Below are 17,801 nucleotides of genomic sequence, written 5' to 3' on the forward strand. Positions count from 1 at the left end.
AGGCGCAATTTCGATATGAGCTACAAGACAGAACAAAAGGTAAGAGTGAAAGTTCCGGCAAGCACGGCAAATCTAGGTCCCGGCTTTGACTCTTTGGGGATGGCCTTGAACTTATATGCTTGGATTGATATGGCGATCTCCGATCAGACTCGCATTCAATTGATTGGCGATCAGATGAGTGGAATTCCTACAGATAAATCGAACTTAATTTATAAGGTAGCTCAAATGGTTTTCGATAAGGCTGGTGTTTCCCATCCAGAGCTAGAGATTTCCATGTATAGTGAAATTCCTCTTACAAGAGGATTAGGAAGCAGTGCTTCCGCAATTGTGGGTGCACTCGCCGGTGCGAATGCCCTCATTGGGAATCGATTCTCAACCTATGAGCTATTTCAAATCGCTTCACGTCTGGAGAAGCATCCTGACAATGTGGGTGCAAGTCTATTCGGCGGTATCGTAGTCGCGTTCTGGGACGATGTGAAGGCGGAATCGATTCGGATTGAGCCTGATCCTAATTTGGAGGTGCTGGTGGCGATACCAGCCTTTCAGTTATCGACAGAAAAGGCGAGAGGCGTTATGCCACAGCAAGTCACGATGAAGGACGCAGTTTTCAATCTCAGTCACTCATCCTTGCTTGTGGCGGCCCTTAGCACAGGTAACCTTAAAATGATTCGTCTTGCGATGAAAGATAGATTGCATCAGCCTTACCGCGCAGCACTTATTCCAGGTATGAAGACGTTACTGGATGAATGTGAGCACCATGGTGCGCTTGGCGTTGCGTTAAGCGGAGCGGGACCTACAATGCTAGCGCTCGTGGATGTGCGCAGCGAGAAGAAAGCGGAGTTGGAGGCGTTCCTTCAATCAACGTTGGCGAAGGAGGGCATAGAAGCGCAGCTTTTATGGCTGAAGCCAAGTCAAGAAGGTGTGACGACAACAGAACTTCAGAGCGGAGCCGAGGGTCTTCTTTCCTTGGTAGAAAGAGAGGTGCTGGCATGAAACGAGTTGCTATACTTGGGCCAAGTACCTTCTCGGAGGAAGCTACGCGTCACTTTCTAGGCGACAAATTCACGTATGTGTCCTATAAGTTGATTTCAGAGGTATTCAATGCAACGGCATCGGGTGAAACGGATTTGAGTGTCATTCCGATCGAAAATACACTGGAGGGCTCTGTACATCTCCATGTGGATTGGCTCGTTCATGAGGTCGATCTTCCGATTCGAGCAGAATGGGTGTTTCCGATCGATATGAATCTCATTGGCTATCCGAATCCCGATACGGAAGTGGATGCCTCGAATCCCTACAGGCACATTCGTAAAGTGCTCTCTCATCAAGTTGTGCCTGCGCAATGCAACCAATTTATGAAGCAATACTTGCGTGAGGCCGAGTTTGAGCAAGTGAGCTCCACGGCTGAAGGCGTGCGTATTGTCGCTGCCTTGCAGGACCCAACGGTTGCGGCGATTGGTACGGCCATCGCTTCAACGAACTATGGCGTTCCCATGCTGCAGCGGGAGATTCAGGATCACAAGGATAACATGACTCGCTTTTTGCTCGTGGGCAAGGAAGCATCGGAGCTCATGCCTTCCGAAGACATGAAGACCACGATTCTTGTTACGCTGCCAGAGGATTATCCAGGTGCTTTGCATCAGGTGCTTTCGGCATTCGCATGGCGGAGAATCAACTTGTCCAAGATTGAGTCTAAACCGACGAAGAAGAAGCTTGGCATTTATTATTTCTATATCGATATTGTCGGCAATATGGAATCCGTCCTGCTGCCGTCGGCTATTCAAGAAATTGAAGCGATTGGGTGTCAGGTTCGCATTTTGGGCTGCTATCCAAGCTATGCATATCAAAGTTCTTAAGAGAAATCCCTTGCGTTTATGACGCAAGGGATTTTTTTTGTGCGACAGGGGCAAAAGCCTAGAAACGCGCATAAACTAAAATATCATGATTGTGAATAAGCGATTGCTAACGCGGCCAAGTTTCTGGCAAAGAGAAGAGAAGCGCGAAGGAGCTGCTTACGAATCCACTTTTTCTAATTGTAATACTAAGTTGATGCTTACGAAGTGAGTTTTCTGAAGAAAACTTTAAGGAGGTAGGGTTTTGAAAATCCATATTGTCAAAAAAGGCGATACCCTGTACGAGATCGCAAAAAAATACCACACCAACCTAGATCAGATTATTGCGCTCAATCCTCAGATTGCTGATCCGAATCAGATTGAAATTGGAATGAAAGTGAAGATTCCATCTGCACCTAAACCGGTTGACCCACCGGCATCTGACATTGTGTATAAACACGTCGTTCAGCAAGGTGACAGTTTATGGAAGCTTGGCAAAGCTTGGGATGTGCCGCTGCAAGCGATGATTAAGGCGAATGCGCACCTCAAGAATCCAAATGTACTTATGACAGGGGATGTCGTTTTTGTCCCCAAAATGCAGCATGGTCATACGCATGGCAATCAGCATCTTACGCACCACGGGACGTCGAAGCTCTCCACGGAGCCATTTACTCCTATGCCTATCACGCAGCCAATGCCGCCAGCAGACGCTTATCAACAGCCGATTATCCCAAGTCCACAAGCGCCAGTAGCGGAAGCGCCGCCACTTTCGTTAGGGGAAACGGTACCTGCCGCACCGCAAGCGACCTCGCCGGTCATGCCAGCTCCTGTCGCGGATGATCTTGGGCTCCATCAACCTTACGGGCAGGCGGTTCATCCTTTTCAACAGTTTCACATCACAGCCACAGAGGTATTCGCTTACCCTGAGCAACAGCACGAGGCCATGACATATCCGGCCTTCACGCCTAGCCAGGAAGAGCCTTGTGAGCAGCTTCCAACCATGACAGCGCCAGTTATGGTAGTTGATGAAGGCTGTGGGTGCGGTGGGCCTGCGATGAATGAGCACCAATGGATGAATTACCCAGCCCAATACTCGAATGTACCGATGGGCAATCCTTGGGATAACGCGACGCAAGACATGACAGCGATGCCTGCGTTCTATCCTCCGCCGATGCCGTACGATCATCCGATGGCTCAGCACTATGCGTATCAGCATGATCCATACGGTATTCCTTATGCTGGCGGCATGCAGCACACGCCATACGATGAATCATCGCTCGTACCGCAAGTTCATACGCACGAACTCAAAAAGGTGACGGATACCGAAGAGAAAATTGAAATTGACATTCGGGATAAGCAAAAAGCGGATAAAGCGAAGTCCACTGGAAGTCGCTCTACGCGTAAAGTAAGGCTTTCTGGACAATCAGCCTTGAGTGCATTCCTCCAGCAGCAGCAACATGTTACGGAGAAAAGGGTACCGAGCAAACCGAACGGCCCTTGGATTAATTTATAGGATCATAAAAGAAGCCTCTAACCACGAGATTGACGTGGAAAGAGGCTTCTTTTGTATGTGGAAGGACAATTATGCGATCATGCCCAATGTGAAAAATGTCATTAAACCGATAACGAAATTCATTCCCCACTTCTTACGTAGCAGTTCACGCCCGCGATGCAAGCGAGTTTTTACCGTTGTAATCGGCAAGTTTAGACGCTCGCTGATTTCTTGCAGAGAAAGCTCTTCTAAATAGTACAGCGTAATCACGCCTTTATATTTATCCGCTAATTTATTAATGGAAGCGTGCATATGCTCTTGAACTTCCGATTGGAGCACGGCATGTTCCGGCGATTGATCTTGACTGGCAAGCTTACTATAGTAGCTGTAATCGTCATCCATCTCATTTAGCTCGGCATCAAGCGATTGCACAGGTCTTTTTTTACGAAGCAAATCAATGGCGACATTTTTTCCGATCCGATAAATCCAAGTTGAGAAATTTTGGGTTTCATCAAAGTGGTTTAGATTCAAATAAACGCGGATAAAGGTTTCTTGGACAATATCCTCGGAATCAGGTCGGTTATGCAGCATCCGAAACGCTAGCTTTTGTATTTTATTGCGATAGAGTTCGACTAACTCCACGAAAGCATTGCGATCGCCCCGTCTGGATAATTGAATTAATTGAAGTTCTGCCACATTCATGATGTTTCCCTCCTTAGAGTTGTCGTTTGAAAAGGTGTATCACTTTCTCAATTGCTTATTTCATATATATCGTCTTTCCTGCATTCCTATGAGAATAATCATCTATCTTTGACTATATCATTTCTGTGGCTACAGTCAAATTCTAAAGCGAGATAACGTCCCATTATAACCATTTGTTACCGAAATCATGTAAGTTTCGTGACAATTTATAGGGATCTTTGACGAAGTCAAAGTCTCTCCGCTTTGGGATCTTTGACGAAGTCAAAGTCTCTCTGCTAGGAGTGAGGACTCGGACTTGTTTGGGAGACCGAAGTGGTGTTCGTCTTCGCGGTACCCGATTCAACCTTTTGAATTTCATTCCACAATGCCACGCTTCCCCAGAATACAATGACCCCGATAATCAGGAGAGTTGTGCGCTTAATTGGCTTTCTTCCGTTCATGGTTAAATTCACCATCCGCTTTGAAATTAGAAGGTAATGTTTCATTCTCTTCTATGGTAAATGATGTATAGTGCTTCTTGCAAATGGAAACAATACGAAAAAACAAGAAGAAGGGGATAACGTGAATGTAACTCGGTTCTTGAAGCAATTGAAAAAAAGGCTCCGCTGGAAACGCAGTTGGTTAACGCTTGGGATGTTCGTTTTGGTTGTTATCGTTACCTGGTTGGTTTTTGGAAATCAAAGCCTCCACAATCCGAAAGGCTCCATTCAAGCGACCATCGCTGGTTTACAACCGGAAGAGGATTCTCGTCTTCAGGAAGCCGCAAAGCTGCTGCAAACCATTTCGGATCGCAGAGAAAGTTATTTGCTCAAGTCCTATGTTTGTGGTGAAGAACGCAGTCAGCTGGGTTCGCATACGTCACAAGAATTGCTAACGCTGCAAAAACAACATCCGAGTTGGCAGTTAAGCATCCAAGAGAACGGCGAAGTTGTTTTTACAGAAAATATTGAAGATCTATCGCCAGACTGTAAAGAAAAAGCAGTCTTCGGCATCGACGGAAGCAGCAATTTGTCGTTATTCAACGGAACCCCTGCCAATAATCTTATTATTCGAACCTTTTTCCAACTTAATATCCAGCAGTTAGAAAGCAGTTTGCCTCGCGATACGGTCGCTCAGCTTCACGAGGGAATCCGAGTCTCCGATATAGAGGAGTATAATAGCGTATTATCGACATTCAGTGAATATGCCATTGAAGTTACAGAAGGTGCCATGTCGCGCCCCTAGTTCACACAATACCATAGATATTGAGGAAGAGATAGTTTCGGGACATCCCGAGTCTATCTCTTTTTTTCATTCTCTGCTATAATGGAAAATGACTACATATGTTCGCTTTTTTTTGAAAGATGGGAGAGAAACAACTTGCGTATTCTAGGAATTGATCCAGGGATCGCGATCGTAGGCTTTGGCTTTATTGATAAAATCGGCAGTAAGCTAGTTCCGGTACAATATGGTTCGATTCAAACGGAAGCACATACGGATCCTGGTATCCGATTGAAGGATGTCTATGACGCTACAGTACAATTGATAGAGAAATATAAACCAGATGTGATGTCGATTGAGAAATTGTTTTTTAATCGCAATGTCACAACGGCATTTACCGTAGGGCAAGCGCGGGGTGTAATGATTTTAGCAGGTGTGCAGGCGGGTCTGCCAATCGCTGAATATACGCCGCTGCAAGTGAAGCAAGCTGTTGTTGGATATGGCAATGCAGAGAAGAAGCAGGTGCAGGAGATGGTCAAAATTTTGCTGAAGCTGTCACAGGTGCCCAAACCGGATGATGTCGCTGATGCGCTGGCCATCGCTATTTGTCATGCTCACTCTTCATCACTTCAATCTAGGATAAATGAGGTTAAGAAAAGATGATAGATTTCTTACGAGGTAAAGTTGCCCTGCGTGAAAGTGAATATGCGGTTCTCGATGTGAATGGGGTAGGCTATCGGGTCTTTTGTCCGAATCCTTATGCGCTCTCGCATAAAGAGAATGAGGAAGTCACGATGTTCATCCATTACCATGTAAGGGAAGACGCTCATCTTCTATTTGGCTTCATGACACGCGATGAGCAATCCTTATTCCGCTTATTGCTGGATGTTAGCGGCATTGGACCCAAAGTAGCGCTAGGTATTCTCGCTGCAGGCGGAAGGCCAGAAGCGGTTATTCTTGCCATTAGCCAAGAGAATTTGGCATTCCTCACGAAGCTGCCTGGCATTGGTAAGAAAACAGCCCAACGCATCGTGCTAGATTTGAAAGACAAGCTGGGTTCTGTGAGCTTCTCGAGCCCGGAAGCAGCGGTCGCTTTAAGTGTTGTGGGATCAGCACAATTAACAGAAGGCGGACTGCCTTGGAGCGAGGCGAAGGAAGCCCTAATGACACTTGGCTATACAGAGGCAGAAGTCGATCGCGCTTGGCTGCAGGTGAAGCCTAAAGCTGGGCCTTCGGATTCAGTTGATGTCCTCGTGAAGCTTGCTTTGCAAGCTCTATTTACGATGTAAGTTTATTGAATGTGCATAGGAAGGAGGGTCACCATGGACAATGATCGGATCATATCGGCTAATTTTATGATGGAAGACAATGTGGTCGAATATAGTCTGCGTCCTCGTTATTTGGCTGAATATATCGGCCAGAAGCAGGCGAAGGAGAACCTCAAGATTTATATTGAAGCTGCCAAATTGAGAAAAGAAGCCCTTGATCATGTGCTTTTGTACGGACCGCCTGGTCTGGGGAAAACGACGCTATCCAACATTATCGCTAACGAGCTTGGCGTGAATATTCGTACAACCTCCGGGCCTGCCATCGAACGGCCTGGAGATCTTGCTGCCATCCTGACGAATCTGCAGGAGGGCGACGTGCTCTTCATCGATGAGATTCACCGCCTACACCGTACGGTGGAAGAGGTGCTGTATCCAGCGATGGAGGATTTTGCCCTTGATATTATCATCGGCAAGGGGCCAAGTGCGCGCTCTGTGCGCCTGGACTTGCCGCCATTTACCTTGATCGGCGCCACTACGCGCGTCGGTCTGCTCTCTGCGCCTTTGCGCGACCGATTCGGCGTCGTCAGTCGTCTGGAATTTTACACGGTGGATGAGCTCAGCTACATCGTGAGTCGGACGGCCGACATTTTGCAGGTCGGCATCGTGGGTGAAGCTGCTCGCGAGATCGGCATGCGTTCGCGCGGAACTCCGCGTATCGCGAATCGCTTGCTGAAGCGGGTGCGCGACTTTGCCCAAGTGAGAGGCGATGGCATCATCACGATGGAGCTTGCGCAGGAGTCATTAAAGCTCCTGCAAGTCGACGATTTGGGCTTGGATGAAATTGACCACAAGATGCTGCGGGCAATTATTCAGAGCTTCCAAGGAGGCCCTGTCGGGCTCGAAACGATTGCAGCTACCATCGGCGAGGAAAGCCAAACGATTGAAGATGTGTATGAGCCGTATTTGCTCCAAATCGGATTTATGCAGCGGACGCCTAGAGGTCGGACCGTAACGCCGCAAGCGTATCACCACCTTGGATTACCTGTACCCGAGCAACGCTAAATGAGAAGCTTTTGCCTCTGCTGAAAGGCGGGCAAGAGCTTTTTTCGTTTATTTTGTCATTTTTTCTGCAAGTCTATCAAAACTTCTTCCTTTTGCGAGAGTCTACATTACTATAAGAGCTGTGAAAGAAAGGAAACGATACCTTCATGTATGGACGACAGAAGCAACTGAATCCTAGACGACTTACCATCTTGACGACTGCCGCATTCACGTTTGCCACATTCTCCTTCCTCGGAGCGCCTAAGGCCGAAGCAGAGGCAATCAAGCATTTGGATCAGATTCGTGTAGCCCTTGTTATTAATGCTGCCAAATATAAGAAGATAGAGCCGCTAGTTTCACTCACATCGCCAGGAGGATTTGAGATCGGTGTCCGCGGTTCAGCAAGTTCAGAGGCGAAGCCGTATGCCTCCATTCCGGATGCAACCATTCGGATGTCGTTGGATCAGTATAGTACGATGATGCTAGAGACTTCGGACTTCACAGCAGCCAAGACGTTGAACGCCAAGCTGGCTGTGATGGCAGAGGAAAGCTATGTGCTAAGTCGGGCAAAGTCAGGCACAATGGTGTACCAAGTGTATTACGGAAATCTGCCAACAAAGGCTGAGGCTGACAATGCTGCAGCTGGGACGTTGAAGGAAGCGACAGTTGCTGCCTTAACGAAAGGCGCTGTACCTGCGGTTAGTGGCCCTCTGCATTTGAGTGCAGGGACGTATGCTTCAGAGGCTGCGGCTCAGCAGCAAATTGCGGTGTACACCCAAGCTGGTGTTACGGCGGATCTTGTCCTGCAGACTGATGGAACGGGCAAAGTTGGCTATAGTGTATGGGTAGGCAATGAGGCGACAGAGGCCAAGCTGGAGCTTGTGAAGCAAGCTGCGCTGAAAGCTGCACCGAATACACCTCTCCAAGCCGCAAATACGAAATCTGCTTACTTAATACGCAGGTCAGATGTAACTACCTCCAGCAGTCCTGCAGCAGCTGTTGCTCATTATGTGACGGCTGTTGGGGAGCAGAAAACGGTGATTCATCCTAAGAAAATGGGCATTGAAGTCAAAGAACGCATGGACCGCAGCTTCCGTGGCGATATGGAGATCAGCACGTATCGTGACCGATTGGCTTTGGTGAATGAAGTTCCCATGGACCAGTATCTCTATGGCGTTATTGGTGCGGAGCTGAACTCGCAATGGCCGATTGAAGCCCTGAAGGCTCAGGCCGTTGCGGCACGGACATATGCCATAGCTCAAGGTAATAAGTATGAGATTGCACAAGTGACAGATACAACGCTGGATCAGGCCTACTATGGCTTAGAAAAAGAATTTACGGCCGGCAACCAAGCGGTTGATGCCACGAAGGATGAAGTTATCTCAGACAAAAAAGGCTTGATTTCACCTGTATTTGGGTCAAATGCTGGTGGCATTACAGCAGATGCTACTGAGGCATGGGGAAATTCCGTGGATTATCTACGGAGTGTTGCAAGCCCGGACGAAGGTGCGGAAAAAGGCAAAGCCATTTGGTATCAGATTCAACTGACAGACGGCCGTATCGGCTTTGTACATAGTATGTACGTCAAGGATAGCGGGCTTAAGGATAAGTCAGGTAAAGCAATTTACGAAGCTACGGAGCCAGATGTCAATGTGCGTCTATCACCTTATGTGGATAACGTTGCGAATCCTGCCATTGCCAAATTAGCGACCAAAGAAAAAGTCGTCATCCTAGGTCAAGAGAAGGAATCAAATGCGTATTCGTGGATTAGAGGTCCTTTTACATTAAGTGAAATAAAGAGCAAAATTGAAGCATTTACGAAAACAAAGATCAATGGGGAATTAACCTCGCTGGAGGTTTCTAAAAGAGGTCCATCTGGACGAGCTATCGAGCTGAAAGCAAATGGTGTTGTCGTTACTGTGAAGAATCCAGATGATATTCGTACTGCACTTGGTGGTTTGCCGAGCACGCTGTTTGAAATAGAAGGTGCTGGCAGTTATACTGGTACTAGCCCTATAGTACCTAATGTTCCAAGCATGTCTATTCTGAGCAGTACGGGCGTTGTTTTAAGCAGTTCGTCTTCTGACAGCGTTTATGTATTAGCTGGGAAACAATCGCAGCCAACTGCGGTGAAGAAAACGGACATCATGACGTTAAGCAGTACGGGCTTAAGCAAGCCTGTATCGGCAGGTTCAGGCACTCCTAACCTCCCAAGCAAGGGATCGTCAACCCTGCAAGGCAACCAAATCATTTTCCGTGGAAATGGGTTTGGCCATGGTGTAGGCATGTCGCAATGGGGAGCGAAAGGCTTCGCTGAGAAGGGCTACGATTACAAAAAAATACTTCAGACGTACTATACTGGAGTTACCATAACGAAGGAATGAATAACTAACATGGAAGTACAAGCTTTTGATTTTGATTTGCCTGAATCATTGATTGCCCAGACGCCGCTGCTGAACCGCACGGCGTCTAGGCTGCTTACGTTGAATAAAAGGACTGGGGAAACAGCTCATCGTACGTTCGAAGACCTGATTTCCTACATTGAAGCCGGGGATTTACTCGTGATGAATGACACACGAGTCATTCCAGCACGGCTTTTTGGTATGAAGAAAGATACGGGCGCTAAAGTGGAATTACTATTGCTGAAGCCGCTCGGTGAGGATCGCTGGGAGGCTTTAGTCAAGCCTGGGAAACGTATGCAATTAGGGGCGATAGCGGTTTTCGGCGTGACGTCTGAAGAGGGAAGTGAACCGCTTCTAACGGCAGAAGTCGTCGATGTAGGAGACATGGGAGCGCGTGTGCTGCAATTCCGGTACACAGGTATTTTCAATGAGATCCTTGATCGATTAGGCGAGATGCCGCTTCCGCCATATATTAAGGAGCAGCTGTCGGAGCGCGAACGGTATCAAACCGTCTATGCGAAGCACGAAGGATCTTCCGCCGCGCCAACGGCTGGCTTACATTTTACGGAGGACTACTTGGAGAGACTGAAGGCCAAAGGGGTACGACTTGCTTTCGTAACACTGCATGTCGGTCTCGGTACTTTCCGTCCTGTATCCGTGGACAAGATCGAAGATCACCAAATGCATGCGGAGTATTACATTTTATCCGAAGAAACAGCTTCACTGATTAATGAGACCAAAGCCGCTGGGAAACGCGTTATTGCAGTCGGTACGACATCTGCGCGTACGTTGGAGACGGCCGCTGGATTGAGCCGCGAACAGCCAGGGTATGTTGAAGGTGACCCCTTACACATTCAGCCGTCACAGGGCTGGACGTCCATTTTCATTTACCCGGGGTATAAGTTTGGTGTCGTAGACGTATTGTTAACGAATTTTCATCTACCCAAGTCAACGTTACTTATGCTCATTAGTGCATTAGCTGGCAAGGAAAATGTGATGAGAGCCTACGAAGAAGCTGTGAAAGAGCAGTATCGATTCTTCAGCTTTGGCGATGCCATGCTGATTTATTAAGACAACATGCGAACAAGAAGAGCAAGCTTAGAATAGGAAGTGGATATGATGACAGCAGCAGTAACCTATGAACCGATTAAAACGTGTAAACAATCCGGCGCTCGTTTAGGCCGTGTGCACACTCCGCATGGCGTTATAGAAACACCGGCGTTTATGCCAGTGGGCACTCAAGCGACAGTGAAAACGATGAGTCCGGAAGAATTGAAAACGATGGACGCCCAAATCATTTTGAGCAATACGTACCACTTGTTCATTCGCCCTGGACACGAAATTGTGAAAGAAGCTGGCGGCTTGCACAAGTTCATGAATTGGGATCGTCCCATTCTGACCGATAGTGGCGGGTTCCAAGTTTTCAGCTTAAGCAATATGCGTAAAATTACAGAGGAAGGCGTCACATTCAAATCTCATTTGAATGGGGATAAGTTGTTCTTATCTCCGGAGAAGGCGATGGAAATTCAGAACGCACTTGGTTCTGACATCATGATGGCTTTCGACGAATGTCCGCCATTTCCAGCCGACCATGAATATGTGAGAAAATCGTTGGAGCGTACAACGCGGTGGGCAGAGCGCTGCTTGCAAAGTCATGCTAGACCTCAAGACCAAGGCTTGTTTGCCATTATTCAGGGCGGCATGTATGAAGACCTCCGTAAGCTAAGTGCGGAGCAGTTGACTTCCATGGATTTCCCGGGGTATGCTATTGGTGGACTGAGTGTTGGTGAGCCTAAGCATTTGATGTATGAAGTGCTAGATTACACAACACCGCTCATGCCTGCGAACAAGCCTCGTTATCTGATGGGGGTTGGCTCGCCAGACGCCTTAATTGAAGGCGCTATCCGAGGCATCGATATGTTCGATTGCGTGCTTCCTACGCGGATTGCTAGAAACGGGACTTGCATGACAAGTTCAGGACGTCTCGTCATTCGTAACGCGAAGTATGCGAAAGACTTCGGTCCGCTCGATGACAAATGCTCCTGCTACACGTGCAAAAATTATAGCCGTGCTTATATTCGCCATCTGATTAAAGCGGATGAAACGTTTGGCATTCGCTTGACAACGATCCATAACCTTCACTTTCTACTACAGCTAATGCGTGAAGTGAGAGAAGCGATTAAGGAAGATCGATTACTCGATTTCCGCGATACTTTCTTTGCCGCTTACGGGCTGAATGATAATGAAAGAGGATTCTAAGAGAGGAGGATACCTATGTTTCTATTGGCTGACGACACAACAACTACAGGTGCGGTAGGGTATTTGTATACATACGGCCCTTTAGTGCTTATGTTCGTAGTATTGTACTTCTTACTTATTCGTCCACAGCAAAAAAGACAGAAAACACGTAGTCAAATGCTTGGAGGCTTGAAAAAAGGGGATAAGGTAGTAACGATTGGCGGACTTCACGGTACGATTGTAGAAATCACAGATGACATTTGTGTACTTCGTGTCAACGATGCAACGAAAATGACATTTGATCGCTCTGCGGTTAATGCAGTTTCACAAACACCTGCTACTAAGGAATAAAGACAATTTAAAAAGCGAGGTCCTATAATAGGCTCTCGCTTTTTGTTTGCTTAATATTCGTTGTTTTTCACGCGGCGCTTGATGAGTGCGCGCTCGCCGAGGATGAGGCGGCCTTCTGCAATACGAAGACCCATGCGTGCAGCTACAACACCAAGGACAACACCTGCACACATATCCGATAACCAGTGGATGCCTAGATAGAAGATTGTGAAAATAATGAACGCTGCTGTGCAGGGAACGAAAATTTTCCAAAACTTATTTCGGCTTTTAACCGCGATAACGGCCATTGAGATAGAAATGGATGTATGCAAGCTTGGGAAGCAATTATCCAGTCCTGATAACGGTCGATAATCTTGCTCAAACGTTGGAAATACGTCTAAAATAAGTAGATCTACTTTTGGGTGGAAAAACCATACTTCATTGACAGGGAAAAAGAGATAAAACGGTATGGCAATCATATAATTGAACATGAGTGCATAACAAACGGCATAGAACAGTTTATGATTCTTCTGGTACGTGTAGAGTGCGATGGAAGTAATCATGACCGATGGGAAAATGATGACATAAAAATAGCTGCAAATCACCGTAAGTATGTCATTGTGGAAAAAGCTTTGGATCGATGCTACAAAGTCACCTTCGATGCCATAGATCGACTTCGTAAAATCGGCTTTGTATTGCATGCCTTTTTCGATGGCCATCTCCATCTTGTTGAACATGAGGATCATTAGCAACGCTAAGAAGTGAAAAAGGTACTTCCGTGAGGTAAATATCTCTTGAACAAAGCTGCTAGCAATGGTGTATGGACTCTTTCGCGTGGCGATAATTACAAATGCGAAAATTGTTAGTACAATATAGACTGTCGCATGCGTCATAGATTGAAAAGGGCTCATGTTGTATCCCCCCTATATATTGGAAGTTTTGTGCGGCAATAACTATGACATTATACCACATTCAACAGGGGGGAAGTGCAATCTTCACGGAAAAGACTTATTTCTGAGTATTTACACCAAGAATGCCTCCGAGCGCCCCGGCTGAGAATAAAATGCCAAGTAATTGGAGGGATTGAAGATTCAACCCTGCATCAAATGCCAGAAAACCGACTAAGAAAATAAGAATGAAGTAGAAAAGGCCGACCATACCCCCGTGATACCAGCCGCGGCTGCCGGCTCTTTTGCCTGAAACCCATCCTCCAATAAATAAGGAGACCGCGTGGATGATCGTTGTTAGCGTGTGTAAGGAGCTTTCTTGCGTGCTTGTCAAAAGCAAAAACAAGGAGGTCACGATGGTTCCAATGGTCATCATAGTAAATGAATAGACAAGTCCTGAAAATAAAGGCGATGTTATTCGAACCTGACTGACCGTTTTCATAGGGTTCACAGGCATCATTCCTTTCCTATATTCGAACGCTTCATTATCATCATTGTATGGCCAAGCACATAGAATTAGTACAAACTATAGATCAAAGGAGTGTGATTATTTATGACTGAATTCTCTCAGGGTCCTGTTTTGTGGCAAGCCATAGCGGCGTTACTTATTTTCGGGGCAGCTTATGTTTGTATATTGATTGAAAAATGGGATCGGATGTATACCGCGCTAGGTGGAGCTGTATTGATGCTGATTTTAGGCATTGTCCCACTCCAAAAGGCGCTATCAACTTACGCGAACTGGCCAATTTTAATCTATCTCGTGAGCCTTTTCATCCTATCCAGCCTTTTTCAGAAAACAGGCATTATTTCTTATATCGTAAGTTCTATCGTTCGAAAATACCGCATGAAGGCATTAACACTGATCATAAGCCTTTCACTGCTAGCTGCACTTATTTCTGCCTTGTTGGACAGCTTAATGGCCGTCGTAGTCATTGTTCCTTTTATTATTGTTGCATCTAAAAAGATGAGGCTGCTGCCTGCACCATTTCTAATCTCCATGCTGTTATCTGTACATATTGGCGGAGCCGCAACCATCATGGGAAATATACCTAGCCGAATGCTTGCGGCGTCAGGTCATATCACAGCAGGGGACATGTTCATTAAGCTGCTGCCTTTGATTTGCTTTTTATTAGCGGTGGTTTATCTCACGATGTGGCTGATCTATCGAAAACGTCTGGTGGCAGCAGAAGCATATATGCGGGAGCTGCTCAGCTTAAAGCCAAGCTCTTATTTATCTGCAAATCGAGGATACATTCTAGGAAGCAGCGTCATAACGGGCTTGACCATTATTACACTTAGTCTTCATGGTGTACTAGGGTGGAGCCCAGCTTATATTGCGGCCAGTGGCGCTGTTGCTCTATTCGCAATGAACTATAAAGACCTGCTAGACTTGATTAAAAGTAAAGATTATGGATCGGTGTGGTATTTTGTGAAAGAGACGCAATGGCTCTTTTTCCTAGGGTTGTTCATTATGGTTGGGGGCTTAACCTATGCTGGGTTCTCGGGGTTTATTGCAAGCAGAGGGCTTGAGTTAAGCCAAGGCAGTGTGCCGTTCTTGTCCATGTTGCTGTTATGGCTAAATACCTTTGGCGCTGCGATGATGGACAACATCCCGTTCATTGCCGCTATGATTCCGATTGTAGATCACATGGAACAGCTCTTGGAGGTATCTACGGATTCAACGATTTGGTGGGCTTTGATCATTGGAAGCGGGATCGGAAGCGGTGTAACACTAATTAGCTCAATCGCCAGCTTATACGCAGCATCATTTACTTACTATGATGGCGTCAAGCTAAAACAAAGTGAATACGTGGTGGTTGCTGCTCCAATTTGTTTCGTGCTGCTGTTGATTTCCACGTTATATTTCAAATTATTCTTGTTGTAATTGCCAACAATTGAATACGTAATAACTGCATGATGAAGTGCATGGGCGGTCAGAATACCAGTGAACTCCGAGAACAAGCAAGAGCTTAGATCAGGGAGGTTGCGATGGATATTCTGACCATTTTTTTGCGTACGGTGCTTATCTATTTTGTCGTATTTCTCATGCTGCGTATCATGGGGAAACGGGAGATCGGCAAGCTGTCGCTTTTCGATCTTGTCATTTCGATTATGATTGCGGAAATCGCTGTGTTCGTGCTTGAGGATGCGAAGAAGCCTCTGATGGATGGCCTTTTACCAATGGCGACGCTGGTGCTTATTCAAGTTATCATTGCCTATATCACGTTGAAAAGCCGCGCGATTCGTGTGCTATTCGACGGGAAGCCGAGTGTGTTAATCAACAAGGGCATGATTGATCGTGAAGAAATGAAGAAGCATCGATATAACTTAGATGATCTGATGCTGCAGTTGAGACAAAATAAGGTGATGAACGTGGCCGACGTGGAATTTGCCATACTGGAGCCTTCGGGGAAATTAAGCGTCATCGAGAAAGATAGAGATGACAAAGAGGCAGGAGCAAACGCGACGAAAGTAAAAGAAAACATTCGTTACGAAGGTTTACCGCTGCCTCTCATAATGGATGGTAAAGTCCAAGACGATAATTTACAGAAAATAGGTCAAAACAGATTTTGGCTGAAAAATCAGCTGCAAGAAAAGGGGGCTAAAGATTTCAAAGAAATATTTTATTGCTCGATCGATCATCGCGGCAGAATGTTTCTTGATCGTAAGCGGTAAGCGACGAGTTAGGAGAATCGATTCATCGTAATATTTTTTTGCCCATATTCAAGAGACGACCGATATCTTTCAGGCTGATGAGACGGAATACTGTGATGAAAAAGATATAAGAAATGAGGCCGAGAAGCAGGGAAGAAACAAAACGAATCCATGTTGCAGTGACCCAAGGCGTATACATGATCAAGTAGCAAACAACGCCAGAAAGCAGCATGGCTGCACCAATTTTCCCGAAGCTGCTGCCCTCCATCTTGAATTTGAGCAGTCGGACGACACTGTTCCAGTGGAGCAAAGTAACTAATACAATGTTGACATTTATCGCAAAAACGGCTCCGTGAATGCCCATTTCAGGTTTGCTCGCTAACCACATGATCAATACCAGCTTGACTGTCGAACCAATTAATGTGTTGATTAGCGCGGCACCAGGCTTGTTCAATGCTTGAAGCGCAGATTGCAGTGGGGCTTGAAAATAAATGAAAATCGCAATCGGTGCCATCATTTTGAGCATCACACTGACATCTGGTTGATTGTACATATACGTACAAATCGGTTCAGCTAATACAAACATGAGCACCGCGAACGGAGCGCCTGTCACTAGGGCAAGCTTTAAGGATTGATGCAGACGCATATGAATCATTTTGAGGTCTTTGCGAGCGGCCGCTTCACTTAGCGAAGGAATTAAAGAGACGGACAATGACATCGTGAGTGCGCTCGGCAAGAGGATGATGGGAATAATCATGCCTTGTAATGCCCCGTATTGCGCAGTTGCCAAGGAAGTTGTAATTCCAGCGATCGCTAAGCTTTGGGCAATTAAGATCGATTCAAGTAAGTAAGAGCCAGCACCGATCAGTTTACTGCCAGTGATGGGGATGGAAATACGTAAAATTCTACGTACATTTGTAAGCCGCCCTGTCGTTTTTGTCGTGCCGATTTGGGCAAGCGGAGACTTGGGGGTTGATTTTTTATCCCATCGAAAATGGATAGCCAAGACAGCAAGTCCGCCTATTTCACCTGCTAAGACACCAATCATCGCTCCGGCAGCCGCATATTCAATTCCGTAAGGAATCATCATGTACGAACAGATTAAGACCATGACGATACGAATCAAGGTCTCCATGATTTGTGAAGTAGCGGTGGGGATCATGTTTTGCCTGCCCTGAAAATAACCGCGATACACAGCCGATACACCAATAATGGGAATCATGGGGCTCATACATAGGAACGTGTAGTAGACGCGGGAGTCCGTAAGCAAATGAGATGTAATCCAAGAGGCGCCGAAGATGCACACAGCCGTGAAAATGAGGCTGAGGGTTATGGTGATCGCTAAAGAGATACGTAAAATGCTGCGAATGCGGGTCTCATTTTTTTCAGCTTCCGCTTCTGCAATCAGCTTGGCGATCGCGACAGGAATGCCTCCAGTGATGATGGTTAGAATAACAGAGAGGAAAGGCCAGCCCATTTGATAAATTCCGATACCTTCGGCTCCAATCACGCGCGGTAGGGTCATTCTAGGTATGAAGCCAAGTATGCGATTCAAAATGCCTGCGGCGAGCAGGATCATTGTACCTCTAATAAATGACTGCTTGGTCACTGCCATACCCTCTTCCGATAATGTCATACCTATGACTATGCGCGAGCTGGCCAAGCTCATGCTAAGATTTTATGGACAAGGATGA

At 46.4% G+C, this 17,801-nt stretch carries 18 protein-coding genes; 13 read left to right on the top strand and 5 right to left on the bottom strand.

Annotated features, from left to right (window positions below):
* The first annotated feature begins 15 nt into the window (after nt 1-15).
* The 3 genes from thrB (at nt 16) to AC58UX_RS00655 (ending at nt 3,345) form a co-directional block, all read left to right on the top strand.
* Entirely contained in the window at nt 16-993 is a 978-nt protein-coding gene (gene thrB / locus AC58UX_RS00645) for a homoserine kinase (RefSeq protein WP_497250002.1), read from the top strand.
* The gene (gene pheA / locus AC58UX_RS00650; protein WP_497248701.1) at nt 990-1,856 is read left to right on the top strand and encodes a prephenate dehydratase; all 867 of its coding nucleotides are present in this window, start codon (nt 990-992) and stop codon (nt 1,854-1,856) included. The genes thrB and pheA overlap by 4 nt, the downstream gene beginning before the upstream one ends.
* A gap of 241 nt (nt 1,857-2,097) precedes the next feature.
* Nucleotides 2,098-3,345 carry a LysM peptidoglycan-binding domain-containing protein gene (locus tag AC58UX_RS00655; protein WP_497248703.1) on the top strand — a complete coding sequence of 416 codons (1,248 nt, stop codon included), beginning with the start codon at nt 2,098-2,100 and terminating at the stop codon, nt 3,343-3,345.
* Between the two features lie 69 nt (nt 3,346-3,414).
* On the opposite strand, the gene sigW is transcribed toward AC58UX_RS00655, so the two are convergent.
* Complete coding sequence (gene sigW, locus AC58UX_RS00660; protein WP_497248705.1) at nt 3,415-4,026, bottom strand: RNA polymerase sigma factor SigW; 612 nt, start codon at nt 4,024-4,026, stop codon at nt 3,415-3,417.
* A 275-nt stretch (nt 4,027-4,301) separates the two neighbouring features.
* On the bottom strand, nt 4,302-4,478 hold the full coding sequence (locus tag AC58UX_RS00665; RefSeq protein WP_497248707.1) for a hypothetical protein: 177 nt from the start codon (nt 4,476-4,478) through the stop codon (nt 4,302-4,304).
* A 109-nt stretch (nt 4,479-4,587) separates the two neighbouring features.
* On the opposite strand from AC58UX_RS00665, the gene AC58UX_RS00670 reads away from it, so the two are divergent.
* The 8 genes from AC58UX_RS00670 to yajC all read left to right on the top strand — a co-directional run bounded on the left by AC58UX_RS00670 (nt 4,588) and on the right by yajC (nt 12,526).
* Nucleotides 4,588-5,250: a BofC C-terminal domain-containing protein gene (locus tag AC58UX_RS00670; protein WP_497248709.1), complete on the top strand. Its 663-nt coding sequence runs from the start codon at nt 4,588-4,590 to the stop codon at nt 5,248-5,250.
* 135 nt (nt 5,251-5,385) lie between these two features.
* On the top strand, nt 5,386-5,889 hold the full coding sequence (gene ruvC, locus AC58UX_RS00675) for a crossover junction endodeoxyribonuclease RuvC (protein ID WP_497248711.1): 504 nt from the start codon (nt 5,386-5,388) through the stop codon (nt 5,887-5,889).
* Entirely contained in the window at nt 5,886-6,515 is a 630-nt protein-coding gene (ruvA, locus tag AC58UX_RS00680) for a Holliday junction branch migration protein RuvA (RefSeq protein WP_497248713.1), read from the top strand. The genes ruvC and ruvA overlap by 4 nt, the downstream gene beginning before the upstream one ends.
* Before the next feature lie 33 nt (nt 6,516-6,548).
* A complete protein-coding gene (gene ruvB / locus AC58UX_RS00685; RefSeq protein WP_497248715.1) occupies nt 6,549-7,556 on the top strand; it encodes a Holliday junction branch migration DNA helicase RuvB in 1,008 nt (335 codons plus the stop codon).
* Nucleotides 7,557-7,702: 146 nt separating this feature from the next.
* Nucleotides 7,703-9,919 (top strand): SpoIID/LytB domain-containing protein, encoded by a 2,217-nt coding sequence (locus AC58UX_RS00690; RefSeq protein ID WP_497248717.1) that lies wholly within the window; start codon nt 7,703-7,705, stop codon nt 9,917-9,919.
* A gap of 9 nt (nt 9,920-9,928) precedes the next feature.
* Entirely contained in the window at nt 9,929-11,008 is a 1,080-nt protein-coding gene (gene queA / locus AC58UX_RS00695; protein WP_497248719.1) for a tRNA preQ1(34) S-adenosylmethionine ribosyltransferase-isomerase QueA, read from the top strand.
* Between the two features lie 48 nt (nt 11,009-11,056).
* Nucleotides 11,057-12,196, top strand: a complete 1,140-nt coding sequence (tgt, locus tag AC58UX_RS00700) for a tRNA guanosine(34) transglycosylase Tgt (protein WP_497248721.1) — start codon at nt 11,057-11,059, stop codon at nt 12,194-12,196.
* A 15-nt stretch (nt 12,197-12,211) separates the two neighbouring features.
* The gene (gene yajC, locus AC58UX_RS00705) at nt 12,212-12,526 is read left to right on the top strand and encodes a preprotein translocase subunit YajC (RefSeq protein WP_497248723.1); all 315 of its coding nucleotides are present in this window, start codon (nt 12,212-12,214) and stop codon (nt 12,524-12,526) included.
* Between the two features lie 50 nt (nt 12,527-12,576).
* Here yajC and AC58UX_RS00710 read toward each other — a convergent pair whose 3' ends face one another.
* Both AC58UX_RS00710 and AC58UX_RS00715 read right to left on the bottom strand, forming a co-directional pair.
* The gene (locus tag AC58UX_RS00710) at nt 12,577-13,416 is read right to left on the bottom strand and encodes a phosphatase PAP2 family protein (RefSeq protein WP_497248725.1); all 840 of its coding nucleotides are present in this window, start codon (nt 13,414-13,416) and stop codon (nt 12,577-12,579) included.
* Nucleotides 13,417-13,513: 97 nt separating this feature from the next.
* Nucleotides 13,514-13,894 carry a TIGR04086 family membrane protein gene (locus tag AC58UX_RS00715; protein ID WP_497250004.1) on the bottom strand — a complete coding sequence of 127 codons (381 nt, stop codon included), beginning with the start codon at nt 13,892-13,894 and terminating at the stop codon, nt 13,514-13,516.
* Nucleotides 13,895-14,005: 111 nt separating this feature from the next.
* On the opposite strand from AC58UX_RS00715, the gene AC58UX_RS00720 reads away from it, so the two are divergent.
* Nucleotides 14,006-15,337, top strand: coding sequence for an ArsB/NhaD family transporter (locus tag AC58UX_RS00720; protein WP_497248727.1), 1,332 nt, complete (start codon nt 14,006-14,008; stop codon nt 15,335-15,337).
* A 104-nt stretch (nt 15,338-15,441) separates the two neighbouring features.
* Nucleotides 15,442-16,128: a DUF421 domain-containing protein gene (locus AC58UX_RS00725; protein ID WP_497248729.1), complete on the top strand. Its 687-nt coding sequence runs from the start codon at nt 15,442-15,444 to the stop codon at nt 16,126-16,128.
* A gap of 22 nt (nt 16,129-16,150) precedes the next feature.
* On the opposite strand, the gene spoVB is transcribed toward AC58UX_RS00725, so the two are convergent.
* The gene (spoVB, locus tag AC58UX_RS00730; protein WP_497248731.1) at nt 16,151-17,716 is read right to left on the bottom strand and encodes a stage V sporulation protein B; all 1,566 of its coding nucleotides are present in this window, start codon (nt 17,714-17,716) and stop codon (nt 16,151-16,153) included.
* Between the last annotated feature and the right edge of the window lie 85 nt (nt 17,717-17,801).

This window comes from Paenibacillus sp. J22P90, assembly GCF_059692195.1.